Origin of the sequence: Stenotrophomonas sp. a6 (assembly GCF_030913325.1) — a bacterium.
Lineage (GTDB): Bacteria > Pseudomonadota > Gammaproteobacteria > Xanthomonadales > Xanthomonadaceae > Stenotrophomonas > Stenotrophomonas maltophilia.
This window is the reverse complement of the sequence record NZ_CP133161.1, coordinates 4,154,192-4,175,283: the sequence shown is the minus strand read 5'-3', so window position 1 is coordinate 4,175,283 and position 21,092 is coordinate 4,154,192. Positions and strand designations below refer to the sequence as shown.

The window sequence follows — 21,092 nt, the reverse complement described above, 5'->3', positions numbered from 1 at the left end:
CGCCCAGGATCGCACCGTAGTCGGCCAGGGCCAGCGTTCCGTTGTCAGTGCCGGGTAGGTCACGTGTTAGGCCGGTTACCTCGATGCTGCCCATGCGCTGCATCGCCGAGCCGGGTCGGTCGCGCGCCCCCATGGGGCAACCACGCCCCATCCAAGCACCGCTTCCTCACTGGCGTGGTATTTCTCCAACAGTCCATAGATGCACACCAACGGGCTGCTCAGGCTCAGGGAATTGCGTGGGCCGGTGTCGAGCCATAGGCCAAGGAGGATGCCATCAAGCTCGCCATTCAGTACCGGCGCACGGTCATCTTGTTCGAACAGCGGCACCACAGCCGATGGCGGGTGGCGGGCAGTGGCTTGGCGGGGTGACGCTGAGCGCGCGTGCGCCATGGTCGAGGGTGGTGACGAAGCGCAGCAAGTGGCGTAATGGTGCATGGGTTGATGAAGCACGCGGCAACGTCCAGCGCGGGCTGGCGGCGTGCAGGCAACACAGGGGAAGATGGCGCGCCCGGAGGGATTCGAACCCCCGACCAATGGCTTCGGAAGCCACTACTCTATCCGGCTGAGCTACGGGCGCGTTGTAGAACCGCCGCGCCGTCGGCCAGTGCCGGGGCGGGCGTCGCAGCGCCATGAGGCGGTGCGGGACCGGCATTCTATCCAGTTTCGTCGAACAAATCTCCCCCCACCGGCAAAGCCCTGCCGGAGGGGCAGGAGTATCCTATCGCCATGGCTGATACCCCCCTCACTTCGCCGCAGTCGCCGGCGACGCCGCGTTGGCGGCATTACTGGAGTCTGATGCGTGCTGATCGCCCGATCGGCACGTTGCTGCTGCTGTGGCCCACCTGGTGGGCGTTGTGGCTGGCTGCCGGCGGCCTGCCGCCGCTGTGGACGCTGTTCGTGTTCACCGCCGGCGTGTGGCTGACCCGCTCGGCCGGTTGCGTCATCAACGACTACGCCGACCGCTGGCTCGACCCGCACGTGGAGCGGACCAAGGCGCGTCCGCTGGCCACCGGCGCGATCAGCGGACGCGCCGCGCTGGCGTTGTTCGCCGTGCTGATGCTGGTGGCCTTCGGCCTGGTGCTGACCCTGAACGGGCTGACCATCGGCCTGAGTTTCATCGGCGTGTTCCTGGCCGCCAGCTACCCGTACCTGAAGCGCTACACCCATCTGCCACAGGTCTACCTGGGCATGTCGTTCGGCTGGGGCATCCCGATGGCCTTCGCCGCCGTGCAGGGCGAGGTGCCGATGCTGGGTTGGCTGCTGTACGCCGGCAACATCCTGTGGTCCACCGCCTACGACACCTGGTACGCCATGGTCGACCGCGAGGACGACCTGAAGATGGGCTCGCACTCCACCGCGATCCTGTTCGGCGACCTCGACCTGGTCATCCAGGGCGTGCTGTACGCGCTGTTCCTGGCCACCATGGCGCTGGTCGGCGTGCGTGGCGGGCTGGGTGGGTACTACCTGGCCGGCGTGGCCGTGGCTACCGCGCTGGTGGTGTACGAGTTCTGGATCTGCCGCAACCGCGAGCGCGGCCCCTGCTTCAAGGCGTTCCTGCACAACAACTGGGTGGGTGCCGCGCTGTTTGCCGGCATCGCCGTGGATCTGGCACTGCGTTGAGCCCAAGGTGAGGTAGTGCCGGCCGCTGGCCGGCTGCACCCGTGCGCGATCCTGCGGTTGCCGGCCAGCGGCCGGCACTACCGCCTTCCACCACCTGCGATGATGCTTGGATCTGGTAGAGCCGGCCGCTGGCCGGCTGCACTCGTGCGCGATTCCGAGGTTGCCGGCCAGCGGCCGGCACTACCGCCTTCCACCACCTGCGATGATGCTTGGATCTGGTAGAGCCGGCCGCTGGCCGGCTGCACCCGTGTGCGATCGCGAGGTTGCCGGCCAGCGGCCGGCACTACCCTCCTCGGCGACCTACGACCAATAGGTGGCTGACAGGCCGCATCCCACCGCCCAGAATCGATCCATCGAACCTGGGAGGGTAGGCGATGGCCTCGACGGCAGCAGTACAGGACGGCTGGATGGCGCGCGCAGCGCTGCGCTCGGCCGCCTGGGCGGAAAAGTGGTTCCCCGATGCGTATGTGTTCGCGGTGCTGGGCGTGGTCATCGTCGCGCTGGCCGCGATGGGCTTCGGCTCGACCCCGCAGGCCACCGCCAGTGCCTTCGGCGACGGCTTCTGGAGCCTGATTCCCTTCACCATGCAGATGGCCTTCGTGGTCATCGGTGGCTACGCCGTGGCGACCGCGCCGGTGGTCGCACGCTTCATCGATTTCCTCGCCCGTGTGCCGCGCACCGGCCGTGGTGCGGTGGTGTACGTGGGGCTGGTCAGCATGCTGGCCTCGCTGCTCAGCTGGGGCTTCTCGCTGGTGTTCGGTGGCCTGCTGGTGCGCGCGCTGGCCCGCCGTACCGAACTGCGCATGGACTACCGCGCGGCCGGTGCGTCGGCGTATCTCGGCCTGGGGGCGGTGTGGGCGATGGGGTTGAGTTCCTCGGCCGCACAGCTGCAGGCCAATCCGGCCAGCATGCCGCCGGGCCTGGTCGAGATCACCGGCGTCCTGCCGTTCACCGAAACCATCTTCCTGTGGCAGTCGATCGCACTGACCGCGGTGCTGATCCTGGTCTCGCTGCTGATCGCCTGGTTGACCGCACCGGCCGCCGGCAGTGCCCGTACCGCTGAAGACTTCCCCGGCGCCGCGCAGGCCGAGCCGGAGCCGTTGCAGCGCCGCACGCGCCCGGGCGAATGGCTGGAGTACAGCCCGCTGCTGACCGTGCTGCTCTCGCTGCTGGCGTTCGGCTGGCTGTTCAACGAGTTCGCCAACAAGCCGGTGGTCACCGCCATCGCCAACCTCAACACCTACAACTTCCTGTTCATTTCGCTGGGCCTGCTGCTGCACTGGCGGCCGCGCAGCTTCCTCAACGCGGTGGCCAAGGCGGTGCCCAGCACCACCGGCGTGCTGATCCAGTTCCCGCTGTACGGTGGCATCGCGATGATCCTCACCCACGCTGCCGGTGGCGACGGGCAGACACTGGCGCACCGGCTGTCGAGCCTGTTCGTGCACGTGGCCAGCACCGATACCTTCGCGCTGGTGATGGGCGTCTACTCGGCGGTGCTGGGCTTCTTCGTGCCCTCCGGTGGTGGGAAGTGGATCATCGAGGCGCCGTACGTGATGCAGGCCGCCAACGAACTGAAGGCACACCTGGGCTGGGCGGTGCAGGTCTACAACGCGGCCGAAGCGCTGCCGAACCTGATCAATCCGTTCTGGATGCTGCCGCTGCTGGGCGTACTGGGCCTGAAGGCACGCGACATCGTGGGCTTCACCTTCATCCAGCTGCTGGTGCACATCCCGCTGGTGCTGGGCCTGCTGTGGCTGCTGGGCATGACCCTGGCCTATGTGCCGCCGGTGATGCCCTGAATGCTGGGCTGGCTTGCCTGCGTGAGTTGGGAAGCCAGCCTCCTTCCGCGCGTGTTTCCGGCTGAGAACGCCATGAATGCGCGCCATGCTGACCACTGCATGAGCACATGCCGAACCCGCATGAATTCTTCAGCCGCTTGTGCCACAAGGGCTTCTGCGCGTTCATTCACAGGCGTACACGCAGATGTAGCCGCGCACCCACGCGTGATTAACCATTCGCTGCAGACGATGGCCACGTCCACCGCATTCCGCGAGTGGCTTTGGAGATCGGACATGGCACAGCAGAACCAGAACCCGAACCAGAAGCAGCAGGGCCAGCAGAACCAGCAGGATCAGCAGCAGGGTCGTGGCCGCGACCAGCAGCAGCAACAGCAGCAGGAACAGCAGCAGCGCAACCAGCGCAACCAGCAGCAGGGTGGGCAGGACGAGGAAGAGTGACCTCGCCACCAGCTCCGGTGATGCAAAGCCCCGCCCCGTGCGGGGCTTTGCTTATTCCAGCACGCCGACACGCTGCAGCACCGGCGCTGCCGACATGTCGTTCGGATTGGTGCCGGGCTGATCCTGCGGTACGTCCATGCCCATGCCGCGGTACAGATCCACCCAGTGCTGGGCGATCTCCCCGGTCTGCGGGTTGCGGAAGTTCATCGGCTGCAATGCGAACACGTGCTGCGCACGGAAGGCGCGTTCGATGAAGTCCGAGCAGTAGTAGCTGTCCTCGCTCAACACATACGACGTGTTGTACGGCTTGCCCAGCATCGTGCGCGCGGTGGCGACCGCATCCTTGATGGCCGCCTGCTGCGGCGCATGCAGGCGATAGACCACGATCTGCCGCTGCTTGGCGCGCGCCTCCTGGCGGAACTCGACCAGCGATTGCCGGCGCGATCCTTTCTCGTCCGCATGCAATACCTCCCAGCCCTTCGGCGTGGAAGCGACCAGGGCGACGTGATCGAAGCTGGGCGCGCCCTGCTTGCCGGTGGCATCGTCGATGGCCGCACTGAGGCCGCTGCGGCCGGCGGTGACAAACAGCAGATCGCCTTCGTGGACATCGACGGCCATCGCCACCGCTGGCCACAGGGCGGGCAGCAGCAGGCCGATCAGGAGCAGGAGGCGATGCATGAGGACTCTCGGACAGGCGGAATGCCGGAATTGTAGGGCGCGCGGTAGCATGGAGCGACCGGACCGGATTCAGGATGAGCCCATGTGTCGATACCGTTCTGCCGCACTGCTGATGCTCGCCTGTGGCGTGGTGCTGGTTGCCTGCACGCCTGCGCCGCAGCCGCCGCAGACAGCGGGCGAAGCCGGGCCTGCCGCAGCGGCGCCGGCGATCACTGCCGCCGAGCCCACACCTGTGGCTGCACGCAGTGAATGCCCCCACCCGGAATTCGATACATTCCTGAAGCATTTCGGCAATGAGATCGCGCTGCAGGAAAAGGCCACTGCCGACCCGCTGCTGGACAGCTACATCGATGCGGAGGCCGAGCCGGAACCGCGCAAGGTGGAGAGCCGGTTGGCGCTGGCCGATGTGGAGTGGCCGGTGATGCCTGATCCTGCTGCGCTGGCCGGCCAGGGCCGCGAAATACAGATCAGCCCCCTGGCCGATGGGCAGCGGCAGGTGCAGATCCGTATGCCGGACAGCAGCGACCAGCAGACCTACACCTTTGCGCAGACGCCGTGTTGGACACTGGTCAAGCGTGAGGACGAGTCGATCTGAAACCTGATCCGGCACAGGCGCGGCGGGCCAGTGACTGCTAGGCTCGATCCCTGGTCCAGGCAGGGAGACGCCGATGCAGGCTTTCAGGAAGCACGCCACCACCACCGCCATCGCAGCTGTGCTGGCGATAGCCTCCCTCAGCGGCGCCCAGGCACAGTCGGTGCATGCCGATGACCGCGCCTACTTCGCCAATGCCACCGCCGAACAGACCGCGCGTGACGCACTGGGCAAGCGCGTCGAGGCTCTGCAGCAGGCGTCCACCGTTGCACCCGCGGAAAGCTTCCGGCAGGCCGAGGCACTGGAGGCGCAGTGCCTACGCCATCACAGCTACCTGCACCTGCAGGCCGCCCGCAATGCGCGTGATCAGCGTCCGGCCCAGGCGCTGGACCAGGTGATGGGGCTGTGCAGCCGCATTGCCCGCAGCGGCCGCGCCGCTCTGCGCGAGGCGCCCGCGGATGCGCCATGGGCAGCACCCTATGGCTTCCTGCGCGCACGCGCGTTGAAGGAGGCCGCCGCCCCGGCCAACGCCGCGCTGGATGAGGCCGTGGAGGCACTGGCCGATCCGGCGCTGGACAGCTTCGCGCGCCTGCGTGAGCAGATCCTGCGCAGCGCCGAGTACCCGCAGATCGAGCACGGCGGCCGGCACTGGGACACGGGGCGCGACAGGCAGGCACTGGCCCGGCAGCCCGACCGCGCCCTGCGCGAGGCGGGCTGGAAGGGCTACTGGCAAGGCCTGCAATCGCGCCGTGAGCCGATGGCGTCGGTGCTGCTGGGGCTCGTGCAGGTGAATGACGCTGCCGCACGCCTGCAGGGCGACGGCTCGGCGCCGGCACATGGCTATCAGCGCATGGGCCTGGATACTGCCGCAGTGGATGCAACGCTGGTGGCGATCGAACAGCATGCGGGAGACCGCCGCGCCTACCAGGAGATGCTGCTGCACCACGCTGCGCGATCGGGCATCGATGCGCCGCAGATCTGGGATACCACGGTGCCCGATGCCGGCTACACGCCACCGATGCTGACGCTGGCGCAGCTGCGCGACAACGCCGCCGATGCCATGCAGCACCTGGGCCCGGCGTACGTGGCTGAACTGCGCGCGCTGCTCGATCCGGCCAGCCACCGCATGGATCTGGCCACCGAACGCGGTGACCGCAGCCAGGACGCGTTCTCCGTGAGCGCTCCCGGTGTGCCGGCAATGCTGTTCGTTGGTGTCCGCAGCGGGGACCTGGAAAGCGATGTCGAGATCGCCCATGAAGCTGGCCATGCCGTGCATGGCGAGTGGATGCAGCGGGGTCATGCGTCGCCGCTGCAGCGCAATGGCAGCCAGTGGCTGACCGAGGCGTTCGCGATCTACAACGAGCTGCGCTTCCGCGACCAGCTGTACCAGCAGGCACAGGACCCGCGTGCCAAAGCCTATTACCTGAAGTCGCTGCTGGACGACATGGTGCTGCAGCTGTTCACCTCTTCAGAGGAAGCGCAGCTGGAGCAGTCGATCTACCAGGGTGTTGCCGCCGGCACGCTGGGCACCGCCGATGACCTGGACGCGCTGACCGGGCGGGTGCTCGCACGCTTCGGCCAGCAACCGGAGCGCTACCCGCAGCTGCGCAACGCCTGGATCGGCAAGCGCCTGATGTATGAAGACCCGAACTATCTGGTGAACTACCTGTATGCGGGTCTGCTGGCCGTGCAGCTGTATGTGCAGGACCAGCGCGATCCCGAAGGGTTCCGTGCGCGCTATCTTGCCGTGCTTGGCGAGGGCTTCGATCGCGCGCCGAACGAGCAGGTGGCGCAACTGCTGGGGCACGCGCCTGACTGGGCGGCCCTGGTGGATGCCGATCTGCAGGTGTTCAACCAGACGGCGGCACAGCTGCAGGCGCTGCATGCGCGGATCGAGGCAGGGCAGGGAACGTGAAGATGCTGCGCAGGATGACGTGCACCTGGGCCACGGCATGGCTGTTGATGCTGTTGTGCCTGTTGCCGAGGGTGGTGATGGCCGGTGCTGCCGTCCCTGCGCTGGACGATCCGGTGGTGGACGCCGCCAACGCACTTTCGGCGGATACCCGCGACAAACTGCGCACGCAGGCATTCCAGTTGCAGGCGCGCACCGGCGCGCAGCTGCAGGTGATGGTAGTCAACCATGTTGGCGACGAAGGCATCGAAGCTTACGCACAGCGGGTGTTCGACCAGTGGCAGCTGGGCCGCGAAGGTGTTGACGATGGCGTGCTGCTGCTTGTGGCCGTGCAGGACCGCCGTGTACGCATCCAGACCGGTTACGGCGTGGAGGGCGCGATACCCGATGCCTACGCCGCCCGCATCATCGACAAGGCGATCGTGCCGCGCTTCCGCGATGGCGACCTTGACCAGGGCGTGCTGGACGGAACGAAGATCATAGTGGCGCTGATCGATGGCGAGGACCTACCGGCATCGGAAGAACCATCGATGCGCAACGTGCTGCCGGCCGATTGGCGCAGCGCAGACTCGGTGGTTGCACTGACGCTGCTGGCCGGCTTCCTTGCGGGTCTGTGGCGCTCGCCGCCCTCGGCGCAGGCGCACCCGGAGCGATTGCCGGCCTGGGCCCGCCCGCTGCTGGTGACGGCCGTGGTGGCCGCGGGCCTGCTGGCGGCGGCCATGTGGGCGCCACGCCAGGCACTGGCAGCGCTCTGCATCGTGTTGGCGTTGTGCGTACCGGTGGCGAGCCTGCTTGGCTGGTGCTGGCGCCGTAGCCGCGGTGTGCGCGTGGTGCTGCTCGGCATGCTCGGGGTCAGTTCGGGGTTCTTCGTGGTGATGGTGGTGCGTGGCCAGTTGCCACCCAGTCTGGCCTTGCACACGTCGCTGGACCTGGCGGTAGGCATCATGGCCATGCTGGTGTTTTTCCTCGTACAGGCGTGCCGCGCGCGCTGGCACAAGGACCGCAGCAGCTTCGGGGTGAGGTGCGCAGTACTGTTGCTGCTGACTGCGGGCTACGTGCTCTTCGCACTGCTGGCCATCGATCGCGCCGGCCCGGTTGCGCGCCTCGCCACGACGATCGGGTGGAGTGCCGGCACGCTCGTGCTGTACTTCACCTGGATCTTCACCATGCTGCCAGGTGAGAAGGCACGCGGTAGCCGCAGATCATCCGGCGGCCACCGCAGCGCGTCCAGTTCGTCATCCAGCAGTTCGTCGTCGAGCAGCTCCAGCAGCTGGTCCGGAGGCGGCGGCCGCAGCGGCGGAGGCGGCGCGTCGGGCAGCTGGTAGATCAGGTCGCCTGCACACGCCAGCCGAGTGCAGCGTCCTCCACAACGCCCGGGCCGGCCACGTCGCCGACCTGCAGCAACAGCCCCTGCGCATTGGGCAGGTCCTTCTGCTCGGGGAACCAGCGCCGGTCCGCAGCAACCACGATCAGCAGGCCTTCGTCGTCGCCCATCGGCGCGAACTGCGCCGAAGGCGGGCTGATCGGTTGCAGGCCGAATCGCATACTGGACTGTTCGCGCACGGCATCGACATCGTGGCTGGGCAGGCCGACCTCGCTCAGGCAGGTCAGTTCGCTGCCGTGGAAGGCGCCCTGATGCGTACTGTCGGGCAAGCGGCGGCGGCCGATCAGTTCCAGGATCAAGCCATCGGGGCCAGTGAAGTACACCGACTGCGATTGCCAGCTGCTTTCCAGCGCGAAGTAATCCAGCCCTGCTGGATTGCGCTGCAGTGGCGTGCGTTCGCGCAGCCAGGTCATTGCCTCGCCGAAGCGGTTGTCCGGTACGTTGAAGGCCAGGTGCACGCCTCCGAGCGGACGTCCTTCAGCGGGCTGCAGTTCGATCGTGCTCCAGCCGATGTGCACATGGGGGCCGATCACGCGTTGCTGCAGGACATCGTGAAAATACGCAGCGACGGCGCCGACATCGGAGACCGGCAGGGTGAGGTGCAGCAGGCGCATGATCGTTCTCCGTGGACGCGATCACTGTAGCGCCGGGCCGCATCCGGCGGCTACTAGCGCAGTGCGTCGGCGAAGAATCGCGTGGCTGCATCCACCGCCTGCCGGTGGGTTTTCGCCCTGGGAACCGACGTGTTGCACAGTCCGGGCAGCCTCTGCCCGCCGACAGCGGTACAGGCCGCCAGGAAGTCGTAGTGACCCACGTCCGGCAGGCGTTGCAGCGTTGCGCGCGGAATCTGCGCCTGTGCGGCCTCACCATTGGTCTCCGGTGGCGCGACGGTGTCTGCGGCCCCCAACATGATCGATACCGGCTGCCGCAACGCGGACAGCTGCGCGGGCGCGAACGCCTGCACGATGGCGGGTGCCAGCAGGAACACGGCACGCACGCCGGGAATCGCGCGCTGTGCGTCAGCCTCGGCGATCCAAGGGGCAAGCGCGGGCGAAGCCGCAGCGGCCCGGCGCGCCTGCATCGTGTGCGTGGCCGCCTCCTGTTGCGGTTGGCAGACGCCGTCATCCGGGTGCGCGGTGCAGAAGGCCAGCAGTCGCTGCAGGCTGGGCCGTGCACCGGCTGCCAGCAGCGCGGTGTAGCCACCGGCCGAGAAGCCGACCACGCCCAGCCGCTCTGGATCGACATGCGGGCCCAGGATCGGATCGGCCTGCACGGCGGCCAACGCAGCGCGCAGATCATCCGCGCGCAGCCAGCTCAGCACGCTGCCGGCCAGCGTCATCTCGTCGGCACCGTTGTTGCCGGGATGATCGACCGCGATCACCAGATAACCGTCCCGCGCCAGCGCCGTGCCCAACCAGCCCATCATGCGTGCGCTGCCGCCGTTACCGTGCGACAGCAGCAGCGTCGGCAGGCGAGCCCCCGCGACGGGAGCATCCACCGCTGCGCGTCCGACCTCGAACAGCGGTGCGTCGGGCGGGCCGATGGTCAGGGCGGTTTCCCGGCTGCCGGCCAGCGCTGGGTACCAGACCGTGTAGCGCAGCGCGTCGTGGTGCTGCTCATCGCGTACAGCCGCGCTGGCCACCGTGGTGGCGCCGTGGCGCTCGCCGGCCGCCTGCGTCTCGCTGCCCTCGGCGATGGCAGTGGAGACCATGAGGATCATTCCCAGCACAGCGGCCATCATGCGCATCTTCAGTTCCTTGTCAGTTGGGACGTTCGTCGACTGGCAACCAGATCTCCACGCCGCCGTTGCCGGTGTGCTCGTCGAAGCGGGTGTCGTAGCGCTCCAGATCGGGTGCATTGGCCAGGCTGAGGCCAGAGCCGGGCAGGTAATGATCCAGCAGCCAGAACCAGGTCGAGCGGATGGCCGAGATGTGCCCGCCGTGCCAGGCCACAAGATAGCGGCGCGCCGGCACGTCCACCCGTTGCCAGTGCGCCGGCACGGTCGGCAGCGCGCTGGCGGGCAGTGCGGCAATGTAATCGAAGCCGCCATCGTCGTCGCTGTTGCAGCACACACCGAAGCTGATCGGAGCGGGCGTCGGCCATTCGCGGTTGAGCTGCGCCCATTGGCCGGGAATTGCACCGCCACTGTCGCGGGTATGCCGCATGCCGATGCCCGCCACCTGGAAAGCGGGCGTGTCGAGCAGTCGCGGCGCCTCACCGCAGGGCGCCGGCGCATCGTCCACGCGGATCGCCTGTACCAGCGCCAGGCCACCGGTGCCCTGTTCGCGTACCCGTTCCGGCGTCTGCCCGAACTGTTCGTTGAAGGCGCGGGTGAACGCGGCATGGGTGGTATAGCCGGCTCCCAGCGCGACCTGCAGGATATCCCCCGCCCCGTCGGCCAACCGCTGCGCCGCAGCGGTCAGGCGCCGTCCCCGCAGGTAGCGCACCACCGAGGTGCCAGTGCGGGCCTGGAACAGGCGTGACAGATGAAACGGCGACAGGCCGGCCGCAGCGGCGATATCGGCCAGCGCCAATGGCTGGTCCGCATGGGTTTCGATGTACCACAACGCCTTGCCTGCCGCGCTCATCCTGCCGTTCCCCGCATCCAATGCCGGCACAGTAGCGGATCGGCAGGCGCGGCGTTTAGCAGTTCTTGCGCTGCCGGGGCTTTGCGTCTGCCTGCGTACCGGCAACAATGCGTGCTTCATGGACGTGATGAGGGGCAGGGAGATGCGATCGACGACGTGGGATGCCAGGCCAGCGGAGCCCGGCCGATGATCGAGATGATCGAAATGCTGCTTGCCCTATGGGTACTTCCCAGTCTGTTGACCCTGGCGCTGATGCTGCTGATGTTGTTCGGCGCGCCACGGTGGCGCGGCAATCCCTGGGTGTACCGTGTCGGCTTCGCGTTGCTGGGCGGGTTTCTGACACCGACGTTGTTGGGGGCCGGTCACGGTGGGTTGCCGTGCGCGACTATCGGCGGGCTGGTGATGATACTGACGCAGCTGCAATGGATCGGCGATCTGCAGGTCGACTTCATGGGGATCGGGATTCGCAACAGGGGCATCTGGATCATGTCCACCCCCGCCTTGATGGTGTTCGCCGCCATGATGTTCGTTCCGCTGCGAACGGCACGGCCGGCCCGTTTCGGCTTTGGCGACGACGCCAACGGCTAGCCGCAGTGTGCGGGGATGGGGCGTGGGTCTGCATTGCCCATCCATGCATGGCGTGGATCTACGGATGAGCCCTGGCGGGGGCCAACCTTGGTTGGCGCATCAAGCTGTCGTACTGACGTCATGCCTCCTTCACAGATCGCGCCGAGACTGCGCGCCTTGTCCAGCCCTGTTGTGTCCGCACAGGTGCTGGCCCTGTCGCGTCCTCCCGGAGCCCTGCCGTGCATCGTTCGAAGCTTTCGCGTTCCATCCTCCTCGCCCTTTCCATGGCCAGCGCAGGAGGCGCGATCGCAGCGGAAGCCGATGCGGTCGATGCCGCAGGCGGCAACCGCGCCGCACCCACCCAGCTCGACGCGATGCTGGTCACCGGTACCCGCGCCTCCAACCGCACCCAGTTCGAAACACTGGCGCCGGTGGACGTGTTCACCAAGGAAGACATCACGTCCGTCGAATCCACCGACCTGAAGGACGTGCTGGCCCAGCTGGTGCCCTCGTTCGTGGTGCAGCGCCTGCCGATGGCAGATGGCCAGGTGTTCGTGCGTCCGGCGACGCTGCGTGGCCTGTCGCCGGACCAGACCCTGGTGCTGGTCAACGGTCGCCGCTTCCACCGCAGCGCGCTGCTCGGCAACCGTGGTGCGCAGGCCGCTGATCTGGCTCAGATTCCGACCAGCGCGATCAAGCGCATCGAAGTGCTGCGCGACGGCGCATCGGCGCAGTACGGCTCGGACGCCATCGCCGGTGTCATCAACATCATCCTCGAGGATGGTCCGGGCACCGAGATCACCGCCGGCTATTCGCAGTACGCGCAGGGCGACGGTGCCTCCCGCGATTTCAGTGCGCGCACCGGCTGGTCGCTGGGCGACTACGGCAGCCTGGTGCTGTTCGCTGAATCCTCCAATTCCGATGCCACCTCGCGCACCCGCCAGCGCCCCGATGCCATCGCCTTCCAGGCCGCGCATCCCGAGCTGGACGTTCCCAACCCGGTGCAGCGCTGGGGCCAGCCGGAGCTGGAAAGCCGCCGCGTCGGCTTCAACGTGAAGGCCAATGCCAGCGAGACGCTGGAGCTCTATGCCTTCGGCCTGTACAGCCACAGCGATGGCGTCAGTGATTTCAACTGGCGCAACCCGGACACCACCACCGGCGCGTACCGCACCACCTCCATCTTCCCCGGCTGGAACCTGCGCTCGCTGTATCCGGTCGGCTTCAGCCCGCAGTACGGCAACGTCCAGAACGACCTGCAGCTGGTCGGTGGCCTGCGCGGCGAGATCACGCCGAAGCTGCGCTGGGATGTCAGCGCCTCGTATGGCCGCAACGCCATCGACTACAGCTTGAAGAACTCGATCAATGCCTCGCTCGGCCCGGCCAGCCCGACCGACTTCGATCTCGGCCGCCTGACCCAGACCGAGAAGAACGCCAACGCCGACTTCAACTACGAATGGGACGTGGCCGCGCTGTCCAAGCCGATCAACGTAGCCTTTGGTGGCGAGTTCCGCCAGGAGACCTACCAGGTGCGTGCCGGTGATCCGGCTTCGTACGCCGTGGGCCCGGGCGCTGCCGCTGGGCTGGAAGCCAACTCCAACGGTGCACCGGGCTTCTCGGCCAGCCAGGCCGGGCAGTGGAGCCAGCGCAGCAAGGCTGCCTACGTGGACATGGAGGTGCCGCTGGGTGAGCGCTGGAGCATCGGTGCGGCCAGCCGTTACGAGGACTTCTCCAGCTCTGGCAGCACACTGGATGGCAAGCTGTCGGCGCGCTTTGCGATCACCCCGGACGTGGCCCTGCGCGGCACCGTGTCCAGCGGCTTCCGCGCACCGACGCCGGCGCAGCTCAACACCACCAGCACCACCCAGGGCCTGGACACGCGCACGCTGCAGATCTTCACCAGTGGCCGCCTGTCGCCTAACGATCCGCTGGCGCAGCTGCTTGGAGCCAAGCCGTTGAAGCCGGAGGAATCGCGCACCGCCTCGCTGGGCCTGACCTGGCGCACGGACCTGGGTCTGTCCGGCTCGGTGGATGTCTACCAGATCAAGCTCACCGACCGCTTCAGCCAGTCGGCCAGCTTCGCCATTCCGGCCGGTACGCCCAATCCACTGGGCTACACCTCGGTGAACTACTTCACCAACGACTTCGATACCACCACCACTGGCGTGGACGTGGTCGGCAACTACCTGCGTGATCTCGGCGCCGGCCGCATGACGTTGACCCTGGCCTACAACTACAACCGTACACGCGTGGACAACGGCAGCACCTCGGTGGCCACCAATGAGACCCAGCGCGTGCTGTTCGAAGACCGGCTGCCCGAGCACAAGGGAAGTCTGACCAGCAGCTGGGACATCGGTGCTTGGTCGCTGATGGCGCGCATGCGCTACTACGGCGCCTGGACCGATTCCAGCGGCAACGCGGTGGGCGACATCTACCAGCGCTTCGGTGAGATGAGCTTCCTCGACCTGGCCGTGGGCTATCGCATCAACGAGCACCACAGCCTGCGCGTGGGCGCCGACAATGTGTTCGATCGCTACCCGGATGAGGCCACGTTCCAGGCCAGCCGTGGCCTGGTCTACTCGCGCAACGCGCCGTACGACACCGACGGTGCCAACCTGTACGCGCAGTACCGGCTGACCTTCTGATGGACGCTCGTCGTCGTTCCCTGCTGCGCGCCGGCACACTGCTGCCGGCCGCAGCTGCACTGTCTTCACTGCCTGCCAGCGCCGCTGCGCGTTACGCTTCGCCGATGGAGATTCCCTCGACGACCGTGGCGCCGGACGTGCTGGCCCTCGATGAAGGCTACTGGGCCGCCGTGGCCAGCCACTTCGACATCACCGATGAAGTGAACCACCTGGAGAACGGCTACTGGGGCGCGATGGGTCGCGAGACGCTGGCCAGCTACCAGCGCCACACCACTGAAGTGAACCGTGGCAACGCCTGGTATGGGCGCCGCGCGTTTCCGGCGCAATACATGGCGGTGCAGCGAGAGGTAGCCGAACTGCTGGGTGTGGGTGCTGATGAGATCGCACTGACGCGGGGGGCCACCGAGGCGATGCTGGCGCTGATCGGTGGCTACAACCGCCTGCAGCCCGGCGACCAGGTGTTGTATGCCGACATCGACTACGACAGCATGATCGGCGCGATGCGCTGGCTGCAGCAGCGTCGCGGCGTGCAGGTCGAGCGTATCGCGCTACCGGCCGTGCCCGACCACGCGCAGATCCTGCAGGCCTACGAGGCCGCGTTCGCGCGGTTGCCGCGCCTGAAACTGGTGCTGCTGACCCAGGTCAGCCATCGCCATGGGCTGGTGCTGCCGGTGGCCGAGATCGCCGAGCGTGCGCGGGCACGCGGTATCGATGTGATCGTTGATGCTGCCCATGGTTTCGGTCAGATCGACTACGCCGTGCCGGATCTGAAGGCTGACTTCGTGGGCATCAATCTGCACAAATGGATCGGCGCGCCGGTCGGCGTCGGCGCGATGTACGTGCGAAGGGGGCGCGTGGCGGACCTGGACCCGTACATGGGCGAGACCGATGATGGCCGTGTCGGCAGCCGCGTGCACACCGGTACGGTCAACTTCGCCGCCTACCTGGCACTGCCGGAGGCGATTGCCCTGCATCAGCGCATCGGCGTGGCCAACAAGCAGGCGCGGCTGCGCTACCTGCGCGAGCGCTGGACGCTGCCAGCGCGGCAGATGGCGCACATCGAAGTGCTGTCTTCGCCGAACCCGGCGCTGGCCAGTGCGCTGGCCAGCTTCCGCCTGCGCGGGCGCACCAGCGTGGCTGACAACATGGCTCTGCAGAAGCGACTGCTGGATGAGCATCGGATTTTCACCACGTATCGCGATGGCCTGGAATCGGGTGCCTGTGTACGCGTGACGCCGTCGGTGTTCACCCGGCCGGAGCAGATGGATGCGCTGGTGAAGGCCCTCTCCGCCTTGGCCTGACCCTGCTTTGGTGGGTGCCAACCTTGGTTGGCACATTCCAACCGTGCCGGGGAATCTTCCGCCGGCCAGCGGCCGGCGCTGCCGGTCGGGTGGGTGCCAACTGTTGGTTGGCACATTCCAACCGTACCGGGGAATCTTCCGCCGGCCAGCGGCCGGCGCTACCGATCTGGTGGGTGCCAACCTTGGTTGGCACATTCCAACCGTGCCGGGGAATCTTTCGCCGGCCAGCGGCCGGCACTACCGGTCGGGTGGGTGCCAACTGTTGGTTGGCACATTCCAACCGTGCCGGGGAATCTTCCGCCGGCCAGCGGCCGGCGCTACCGGTCGGGTGGGTGCCAACCTTGGTTGGCACATTCCAACCGTACCGGGGAATCTTCCGCCGGCCAGCGGCCGGCGCTACCGATCTGGTGGGTGCCAACCTTGGTCGGCACATTCCAACCGTGCTGAGGAGTCTTCCGCCGGCCAGCGGCCGGCGCTACCGGTCGGGTGGGTGCCAACCTTGGTTGGCACATTCCAACCGTGCCGGGGAATCTTCCGCCGGCCAGCGGCCGGCACTACCGGTCGGGTGGGTGCCGACCGTTGGTCGGCACATCCCATTCCAGGGCTACCGCTCGATCGCCGGCAACGCATTGGACAACAACAACCGATCAATCCGTCGCAGCGCACTCTCCAGCTGTCGGCGGTCCGCCGCCAGCCCCAGCGACAAACGCACGCCGCTCTGGTGCGAAACCCCTGGCGGACAGAACGCCGAAGACGGCGCAATCGCCAGCCCCTGCAGCTGTGCGGTACGCACCAGCGTGGCGTCGGTCCACGGCGCCGGCACCCGGCACCAGGCATGCAGGCCTTCCGCGCGCTGCAGCAGCGATGGCGCCAGCAGGTAGCGCGCCATGCGCATGCGCTCGCGTGCCTCGGTGCGCACCTGGGCCAGCAGTGACTGCGCCGAACCATCCAGCAGCAGCTGGCTGGCCAACGCCGAGACCAGCGGATGACCCATCAGCCGCGTCGCCCGCAATGCAGCCGTCATCGCCTCAGCGTGCGCAGCGCTTGGGCACTGCACGAACGCAGTGCGCAGGCCGGGGCTGATCACCTTCGACAGCGTCGCCACGTAGAACACATGACGCGGTGCCAGTGCCGCCAGCGGTGTAGGTGCATCCTCGGCGAGGTGCCAGTAAGGATCGTCTTCGATCGCCAGCAGGTCCTCGCGCTCCAGCACGCGTGCCAGCGCTTCGCGCCGCTGCAGCGGCAGGGTCAGCGCGGTCGGGTTCTGGCAGGTCGGATTGAGATAGACCAACCGCGCGCCGCTTTCGCGTGCCAGCCGGGCCAGCGCATCGGGGCACATGCCGTGTTCGTCGCTGTCCACCGGCAGCAGCCGCCGGCCCAGTGCGGCGGCGGCCTGCAGCAGGCCCGGATAGACCAGCGCATCGCAGAGGATCGCATCATCGTCGCGGCCCTGGCTGACCAGGATCGCGGCCAGCGCCACCTGGGCGCCTTCGGTCAGCAGCAGGCAGGCGTCGTCCACCTTTCCCAGCATCGGTTGCAGCCAGCGCGCCGCTGCGTGGCGGTCGGTCGGGTTGCCGCCGCCCAGGTGATAGGTCATCAGGTTGGGCGCGTTGCTGCGTGCAAGCACGGCGGCGGCACCGCGGCGCAGCGTCTCGGCCAATGCATCGGCGTCGGGCACCGGCGGCACGTTCATGCTCAGGTCCACCACCTGGTCGAAGCCGGCCTTGGGCGGTGCGATGAAACTGCCTTGTGGCCCGCGTGCTTCGATCAGGCCGCGCTTGCGTGCTTCATCGAAGGCGCGGGTGACCGTGGTCAGGTCGATGCCGAGCTGCTGCGCCAACGCGCGCTGCGAGGGCAGGCGCTGTCCGGGTGCGAGGCCGCCACGGCGCACCGTGCGTTCCAGCGAATTGACGATGCGCAGGTAGATCGGCCCGTTGTGCGTGAGCACGTCCCGCACCCATCCGCGCGCTGCGACATCCGGTCGCGGCATGTACGGAGCATGTGGGGGCGTATCGTTGCTTCCAACGGCGGGAGCCTGTCCATAACCATCGGTCGGTTCGGACAGGTGACCGCCGTTGCTGTTTGCGGCGGCCGCACCGGCCAGCGTCAGTGATGTCATTGCGCGTCCTCAGCGCTTGGCCTGCCAGGGGCAGTAGCAGCCCACGGCAAGCAGTCCTTTCGGGCGCACGGTTTCGCCGCGCACCAGTCTGTCCAGCAGCGGTTCGACAAAGCTGTTGGCCGAGTTGCAGACCATGCCGATGCTGTACGGCCCCGCATAGGCGAGGTGGCCCTGGCGATCCCAGATGGCTACGGCGGGGCTGGCCGGGATGTGTTCGATGCCATCAATGGTCGGCAGGTTGATCACCTTGTTGCGCAGCGGCTCGGGCAGCTCGCCCTGCGTACCCGGGCGGCGGATCGCATAGAAGTCGATGCCGGCGCGGCGGTACATGCTGATCAGGTAGCTCAGGTGCGCACCGGTCTCGCGGTTGCACACGCTGCAGGCCGGGTCCCAGAAATGCACCACGCGGATGCGGCCGGTATCACCGGCCAGATCGGCCGGCAGGCGCAGTTGCGAGTCGTCGAAGACGATGGCCTGTTCGGTGAAGGTGGACTGCGCGCTGTAGCCGAAGTACTGCCACAGCGCAGCCGCCACGCCGGCCATGAACAGGCAGGCGAGGGCGATCATCGTCGGCAGCAGCCAGCGGCGACGCGGCGCGGCTGCGCCCATCAGGACGCTTCCCCGCCGAACTTGTGCACGTACTGCTTGCGCATCTCGCGGCAGGAGTCGGCCTGCGCGCGACGCTGGATCTCGCTACGCGACGGATCCTCGCTGCGCTGCACGCACTGCTCGATGGCGTGGCGCTCGGCGGCCTGCACGTCCAGGGTCTGCGGCTGCAGGCAGACCCAGGCCAGCGCGGCCAGCATCAACACCACAAAGCCACCGCACCCGGCCATCACCAGGTGGAACTTCAGTTTCTCGGCGCGCATCGATGCACGTCCCTTCATCCATACATTGCATACAAAATATCATCTTGTATGGATGAAGCGCCATGCACCCGGTTCAGACGATGGCGTTGTGCCGGGCCTCGGGGGCGTCGGACAGGATCTCGTTCAGCTTGGCCAGCGCCCCGGCCAGCGCGCCCTGGTCGACTGCGCCGCCCAGCGACAGGCGGATCGCGTTGCCCGGCGGCGGCTCTTCCACGCTGAAGGCATCCGAGCTGGCGATGCCCAGGCCCTGTTCCTGTGCGGCCTGGATCAACCGGTACTGGTCCAGCCGTGGCGGCAGCGGCAGCCACACATGCAGGCCGGCCGGATGCGCCTGGGCGCGGGGCGGCAGGAACTGCGCGGCAATCGCCTGGCGCTCGCGCAGTTCCTGCTGGAAGCGCTGCACCATGTCCCGGGCCTGGCCGCTGCGGATCCACTGCGACGCCACCGCCACCATCGACTGGGTCGGCATCAGCGCGATTGCGCGCAGCGCATCCAGCACCGGTTCCATCGGCTCGCCGGCCGGCACCACCAGGTAGGCGGTGCGCAGGCCCGGCGCCAGGCACTTGGACAGGGTGGAGATGTAGTAGACCGGGCAGCCGGCGTCGCGGTGGGCGGCCAGCGGTGGCGCGGCGTCACCGGCCAGCAACCAGTAGGGATCGTCTTCGATCACGGTCAGATCGTGGCGCTCCGCCACCGCCAGCAGGGCCTGCCGGCGCTGCGCCGACATCGTTGCCGTGGTCGGGTTCTGGATGGTCGGCACCAGGTACAGCAGGCGCGGGCGACGTAGCTGGCAGGCCTCCTCCAGCGCGCCCGGCAGCATGCCCTCGGCGTCCATCGCCACCGGCACCACGCCCCGCTGCAGCACGCGCGCGGCGGCCAGCAGGCCCGGGTAGGTCAGCTGCTCAGCGGCGATCAGCTCGCCCGGCTGGGTGCGGGCCAGGATCAGCGCGCACAGCGCGGTCTGCGCGCCCGGGCAAATCACCACCTGGTCGGCACCGACCGTGCCCAGCATTGGCGCCAGCCACTGCACGGCGGCGGCGCGGTCCTCACGGGTGCCGGCGCCGACGTGATAGCTCATCAGTTCGCCCTGGCCCAGCTGCTGGCCCACGTGCTGGAAGCCGGCCTCCATGCCCTGTGCGAACGGCGCGCTGCCCAGCAGCGGCGGGATGTTCATGCTCAGGTCCACCGAGGTGCTGCGGTTGCCGGCCGACAGCGCGATGAAGGTGCCGCCGGCGCCCTGCGCGTCGAGCAGGCCGGCCTGGCGCAGCTCGGCGAAGGCGCGGGTGACCGTGGTCAGGTCCACGCCCACCTGCTGGGCCAGGTCGCGCTGCGGCGGCAGCCGGTCGCCCGGGCGCAGCACGCCGTCATCCACCGCCTCGCGCACCTGCTGGGCAATCTGCAGGTACAGCGGGCCGGCGCCCTCGCGGAAGGGGCGAACCCAGGTGCGATTGGGGTGTTTCAGGCGGCGGCCGGCGGCAGGTGGCGTCATCGGTCAGTTTTTTCCATACGTACAGATGCACAAGTCCATACAATGATGTATTTTGTATGGGCTTGATTGGAGTGGTTCGCCTGCTTGTAGGCGACCTCGTACCCACAGTGTAGCCGCTCCACGCCCGGGCGCTGCGCGCAGGCGAGCCGGTCAAGCGCGCTTCTTCAACAGGGTTGACCTCCAATGAATATCTGCTGGAACCGCATCCGCCTGGCGATGGTCGCCCTGGCCTGCGTCGGCCTGTCGGGCTGTGACTGGGTGCTGCTGGATTCGAAGGGCATGGTCGGGCTCGCCCAGCGCGACCTGATCCTGATCTGCATCGGCCTGATGCTGATCGTGGTGATACCGGCCATCGTGCTGACCTTCGTATTCGCCTGGCGCTACCGCGCTGGTAACACCAAAGCGAAATACATGCCTGACTGGTCGCACTCCACCAAGGTGGAGATCGTGGTCTGGGGCGTGCCGCTGATCATCATCGCGGTGCTGGCGGTGATCGTGTGGAAGTCGACCCACGAGCTGGACCCGTACAAGCCGCTGGACGTGGCCGGTGAGCCGCTGCACGTGGACGTGATCGCCACCGACTGGAAATGGGTGTTCGTGTATCCGGATCTGGGCATCGCCACGGTCAACCAGCTCAACTTCCCGGCCAACCGCCCGCTGGCGTTCAACATCACCTCCAACTCGACGATGAATACCTTCTTCATCCCGCAGCTGGGTGGGCAGATCTACGCGATGGCCGGCATGCGCACGCAGCTGCACCTGATCGCCAACGAGCCCGGCCAGTTCCGTGGCATGTCCGGCAACTACAGCGGGCATGGCTTCTCGAACATGAAGTTCATCGCCACCGCCAGCAGCAACGAAGACTTCGATCGCTGGGTGGCCGAGGTGCGCAGCGCGCCGGACGCGCTCAGCTTCACGCGGTTCAAGGCGCTGGCCGCACCGTCGAAGAACGCACCGGTGCAGCACTTCTCCAGTGTTGAACCGCTGCTGTTCAAGAAGGTCATCGACCAGTTCATCGGCGTCGGTGAGAACACCGCTGCTGCTACCCCGGCGGGCGCTGCCGGCGGTGCCCAGGTTTCCCAGGAGTAACGAAC

The 21,092-nt window shown here is 67.5% G+C and carries 18 protein-coding genes and 1 tRNA gene; 10 read left to right on the top strand and 9 right to left on the bottom strand.

Translation table 11 applies throughout. The features are described 5' to 3' along the window. Window positions 1–500 precede the first annotated feature (500 nt). Window positions 501–577: transfer RNA gene (locus Q9Q79_RS19195), tRNA-Arg, on the bottom strand. Window positions 578–726: 149 nt separating this feature from the next. Between Q9Q79_RS19195 and ubiA the strand changes: the two genes are divergently transcribed. The 3 genes from ubiA (at window position 727) to Q9Q79_RS19180 (ending at window position 3,857) form a co-directional block, all read left to right on the top strand. Further along, window positions 727–1,620 (top strand): 4-hydroxybenzoate octaprenyltransferase, encoded by an 894-nt coding sequence (gene ubiA, locus Q9Q79_RS19190; protein WP_005411493.1) that lies wholly within the window; start codon window positions 727–729, stop codon window positions 1,618–1,620. Window positions 1,621–1,994: 374 nt separating this feature from the next. Further along, window positions 1,995–3,419, top strand: coding sequence for a TIGR00366 family protein (locus tag Q9Q79_RS19185; RefSeq protein ID WP_005411492.1), 1,425 nt, complete (start codon window positions 1,995–1,997; stop codon window positions 3,417–3,419). 273 nt (window positions 3,420–3,692) lie between these two features. Further along, window positions 3,693–3,857: a hypothetical protein gene (locus tag Q9Q79_RS19180; RefSeq protein WP_005414774.1), complete on the top strand. Its 165-nt coding sequence runs from the start codon at window positions 3,693–3,695 to the stop codon at window positions 3,855–3,857. Window positions 3,858–3,908: 51 nt separating this feature from the next. Here the strand turns inward: Q9Q79_RS19180 and Q9Q79_RS19175 are convergent, their stop codons facing one another. Further along, window positions 3,909–4,535 (bottom strand): YiiX/YebB-like N1pC/P60 family cysteine hydrolase, encoded by a 627-nt coding sequence (locus Q9Q79_RS19175; RefSeq protein ID WP_111197376.1) that lies wholly within the window; start codon window positions 4,533–4,535, stop codon window positions 3,909–3,911. Between the two features lie 82 nt (window positions 4,536–4,617). Here Q9Q79_RS19175 and Q9Q79_RS19170 point away from each other — a divergent pair, with 82 nt between their 5' ends. From Q9Q79_RS19170 to Q9Q79_RS19160, 3 genes are all read left to right on the top strand, one after another. Continuing rightward, the gene (locus Q9Q79_RS19170; RefSeq protein ID WP_111197378.1) at window positions 4,618–5,130 is read left to right on the top strand and encodes a hypothetical protein; all 513 of its coding nucleotides are present in this window, start codon (window positions 4,618–4,620) and stop codon (window positions 5,128–5,130) included. Between the two features lie 73 nt (window positions 5,131–5,203). After that, window positions 5,204–7,042 carry a M3 family metallopeptidase gene (locus Q9Q79_RS19165; protein ID WP_201861665.1) on the top strand — a complete coding sequence of 613 codons (1,839 nt, stop codon included), beginning with the start codon at window positions 5,204–5,206 and terminating at the stop codon, window positions 7,040–7,042. Between the two features lie 2 nt (window positions 7,043–7,044). Continuing rightward, window positions 7,045–8,364: a TPM domain-containing protein gene (locus tag Q9Q79_RS19160; protein ID WP_111197384.1), complete on the top strand. Its 1,320-nt coding sequence runs from the start codon at window positions 7,045–7,047 to the stop codon at window positions 8,362–8,364. A 1-nt stretch (window position 8,365) separates the two neighbouring features. Here Q9Q79_RS19160 and Q9Q79_RS19155 read toward each other — a convergent pair whose 3' ends face one another. Genes Q9Q79_RS19155 through Q9Q79_RS19145 form a run of 3 tightly spaced genes read right to left on the bottom strand, consistent with a single transcriptional unit; the run spans window position 8,366 to window position 11,011 of the window. Then, a complete protein-coding gene (locus Q9Q79_RS19155) occupies window positions 8,366–9,037 on the bottom strand; it encodes a VOC family protein (RefSeq protein WP_012481510.1) in 672 nt (223 codons plus the stop codon). A gap of 53 nt (window positions 9,038–9,090) precedes the next feature. Beyond that, complete coding sequence (locus Q9Q79_RS19150; protein ID WP_111197386.1) at window positions 9,091–10,170, bottom strand: alpha/beta fold hydrolase; 1,080 nt, start codon at window positions 10,168–10,170, stop codon at window positions 9,091–9,093. A 13-nt stretch (window positions 10,171–10,183) separates the two neighbouring features. Further along, window positions 10,184–11,011 carry an AraC family transcriptional regulator gene (locus Q9Q79_RS19145; RefSeq protein WP_099490422.1) on the bottom strand — a complete coding sequence of 276 codons (828 nt, stop codon included), beginning with the start codon at window positions 11,009–11,011 and terminating at the stop codon, window positions 10,184–10,186. A gap of 186 nt (window positions 11,012–11,197) precedes the next feature. Between Q9Q79_RS19145 and Q9Q79_RS19140 the strand changes: the two genes are divergently transcribed. The 3 genes from Q9Q79_RS19140 (at window position 11,198) to Q9Q79_RS19130 (ending at window position 15,521) form a co-directional block, all read left to right on the top strand. After that, window positions 11,198–11,599, top strand: coding sequence for a hypothetical protein (locus Q9Q79_RS19140; protein ID WP_099484234.1), 402 nt, complete (start codon window positions 11,198–11,200; stop codon window positions 11,597–11,599). A gap of 218 nt (window positions 11,600–11,817) precedes the next feature. After that, window positions 11,818–14,220 carry a TonB-dependent receptor gene (locus Q9Q79_RS19135; RefSeq protein ID WP_099527051.1) on the top strand — a complete coding sequence of 801 codons (2,403 nt, stop codon included), beginning with the start codon at window positions 11,818–11,820 and terminating at the stop codon, window positions 14,218–14,220. Next, window positions 14,220–15,521, top strand: a complete 1,302-nt coding sequence (locus Q9Q79_RS19130; protein WP_099527050.1) for an aminotransferase class V-fold PLP-dependent enzyme — start codon at window positions 14,220–14,222, stop codon at window positions 15,519–15,521. Before Q9Q79_RS19135 ends, Q9Q79_RS19130 begins: the two co-directional genes overlap by 1 nt. Window positions 15,522–16,125: 604 nt before the next feature. On the opposite strand, the gene Q9Q79_RS19125 is transcribed toward Q9Q79_RS19130, so the two are convergent. From Q9Q79_RS19125 to Q9Q79_RS19110, 4 genes are read right to left on the bottom strand one after another with little or no spacing between them, the layout of a single operon-like run. Further along, window positions 16,126–17,640 carry a PLP-dependent aminotransferase family protein gene (locus Q9Q79_RS19125; RefSeq protein WP_099527049.1) on the bottom strand — a complete coding sequence of 505 codons (1,515 nt, stop codon included), beginning with the start codon at window positions 17,638–17,640 and terminating at the stop codon, window positions 16,126–16,128. A 9-nt stretch (window positions 17,641–17,649) separates the two neighbouring features. Continuing rightward, entirely contained in the window at window positions 17,650–18,249 is a 600-nt protein-coding gene (locus Q9Q79_RS19120; protein ID WP_049395335.1) for a DUF6436 domain-containing protein, read from the bottom strand. Next, window positions 18,249–18,527: a hypothetical protein gene (locus Q9Q79_RS19115; protein ID WP_235643388.1), complete on the bottom strand. Its 279-nt coding sequence runs from the start codon at window positions 18,525–18,527 to the stop codon at window positions 18,249–18,251. The genes Q9Q79_RS19120 and Q9Q79_RS19115 overlap by 1 nt, the downstream gene beginning before the upstream one ends. A 55-nt stretch (window positions 18,528–18,582) precedes the next feature. Beyond that, on the bottom strand, window positions 18,583–19,998 hold the full coding sequence (locus tag Q9Q79_RS19110; protein ID WP_201861667.1) for a PLP-dependent aminotransferase family protein: 1,416 nt from the start codon (window positions 19,996–19,998) through the stop codon (window positions 18,583–18,585). 183 nt (window positions 19,999–20,181) lie between these two features. Between Q9Q79_RS19110 and cyoA the strand changes: the two genes are divergently transcribed. Next, window positions 20,182–21,087, top strand: coding sequence for a ubiquinol oxidase subunit II (gene cyoA / locus Q9Q79_RS19105; protein WP_099527048.1), 906 nt, complete (start codon window positions 20,182–20,184; stop codon window positions 21,085–21,087). Window positions 21,088–21,092 lie beyond the last annotated feature (5 nt).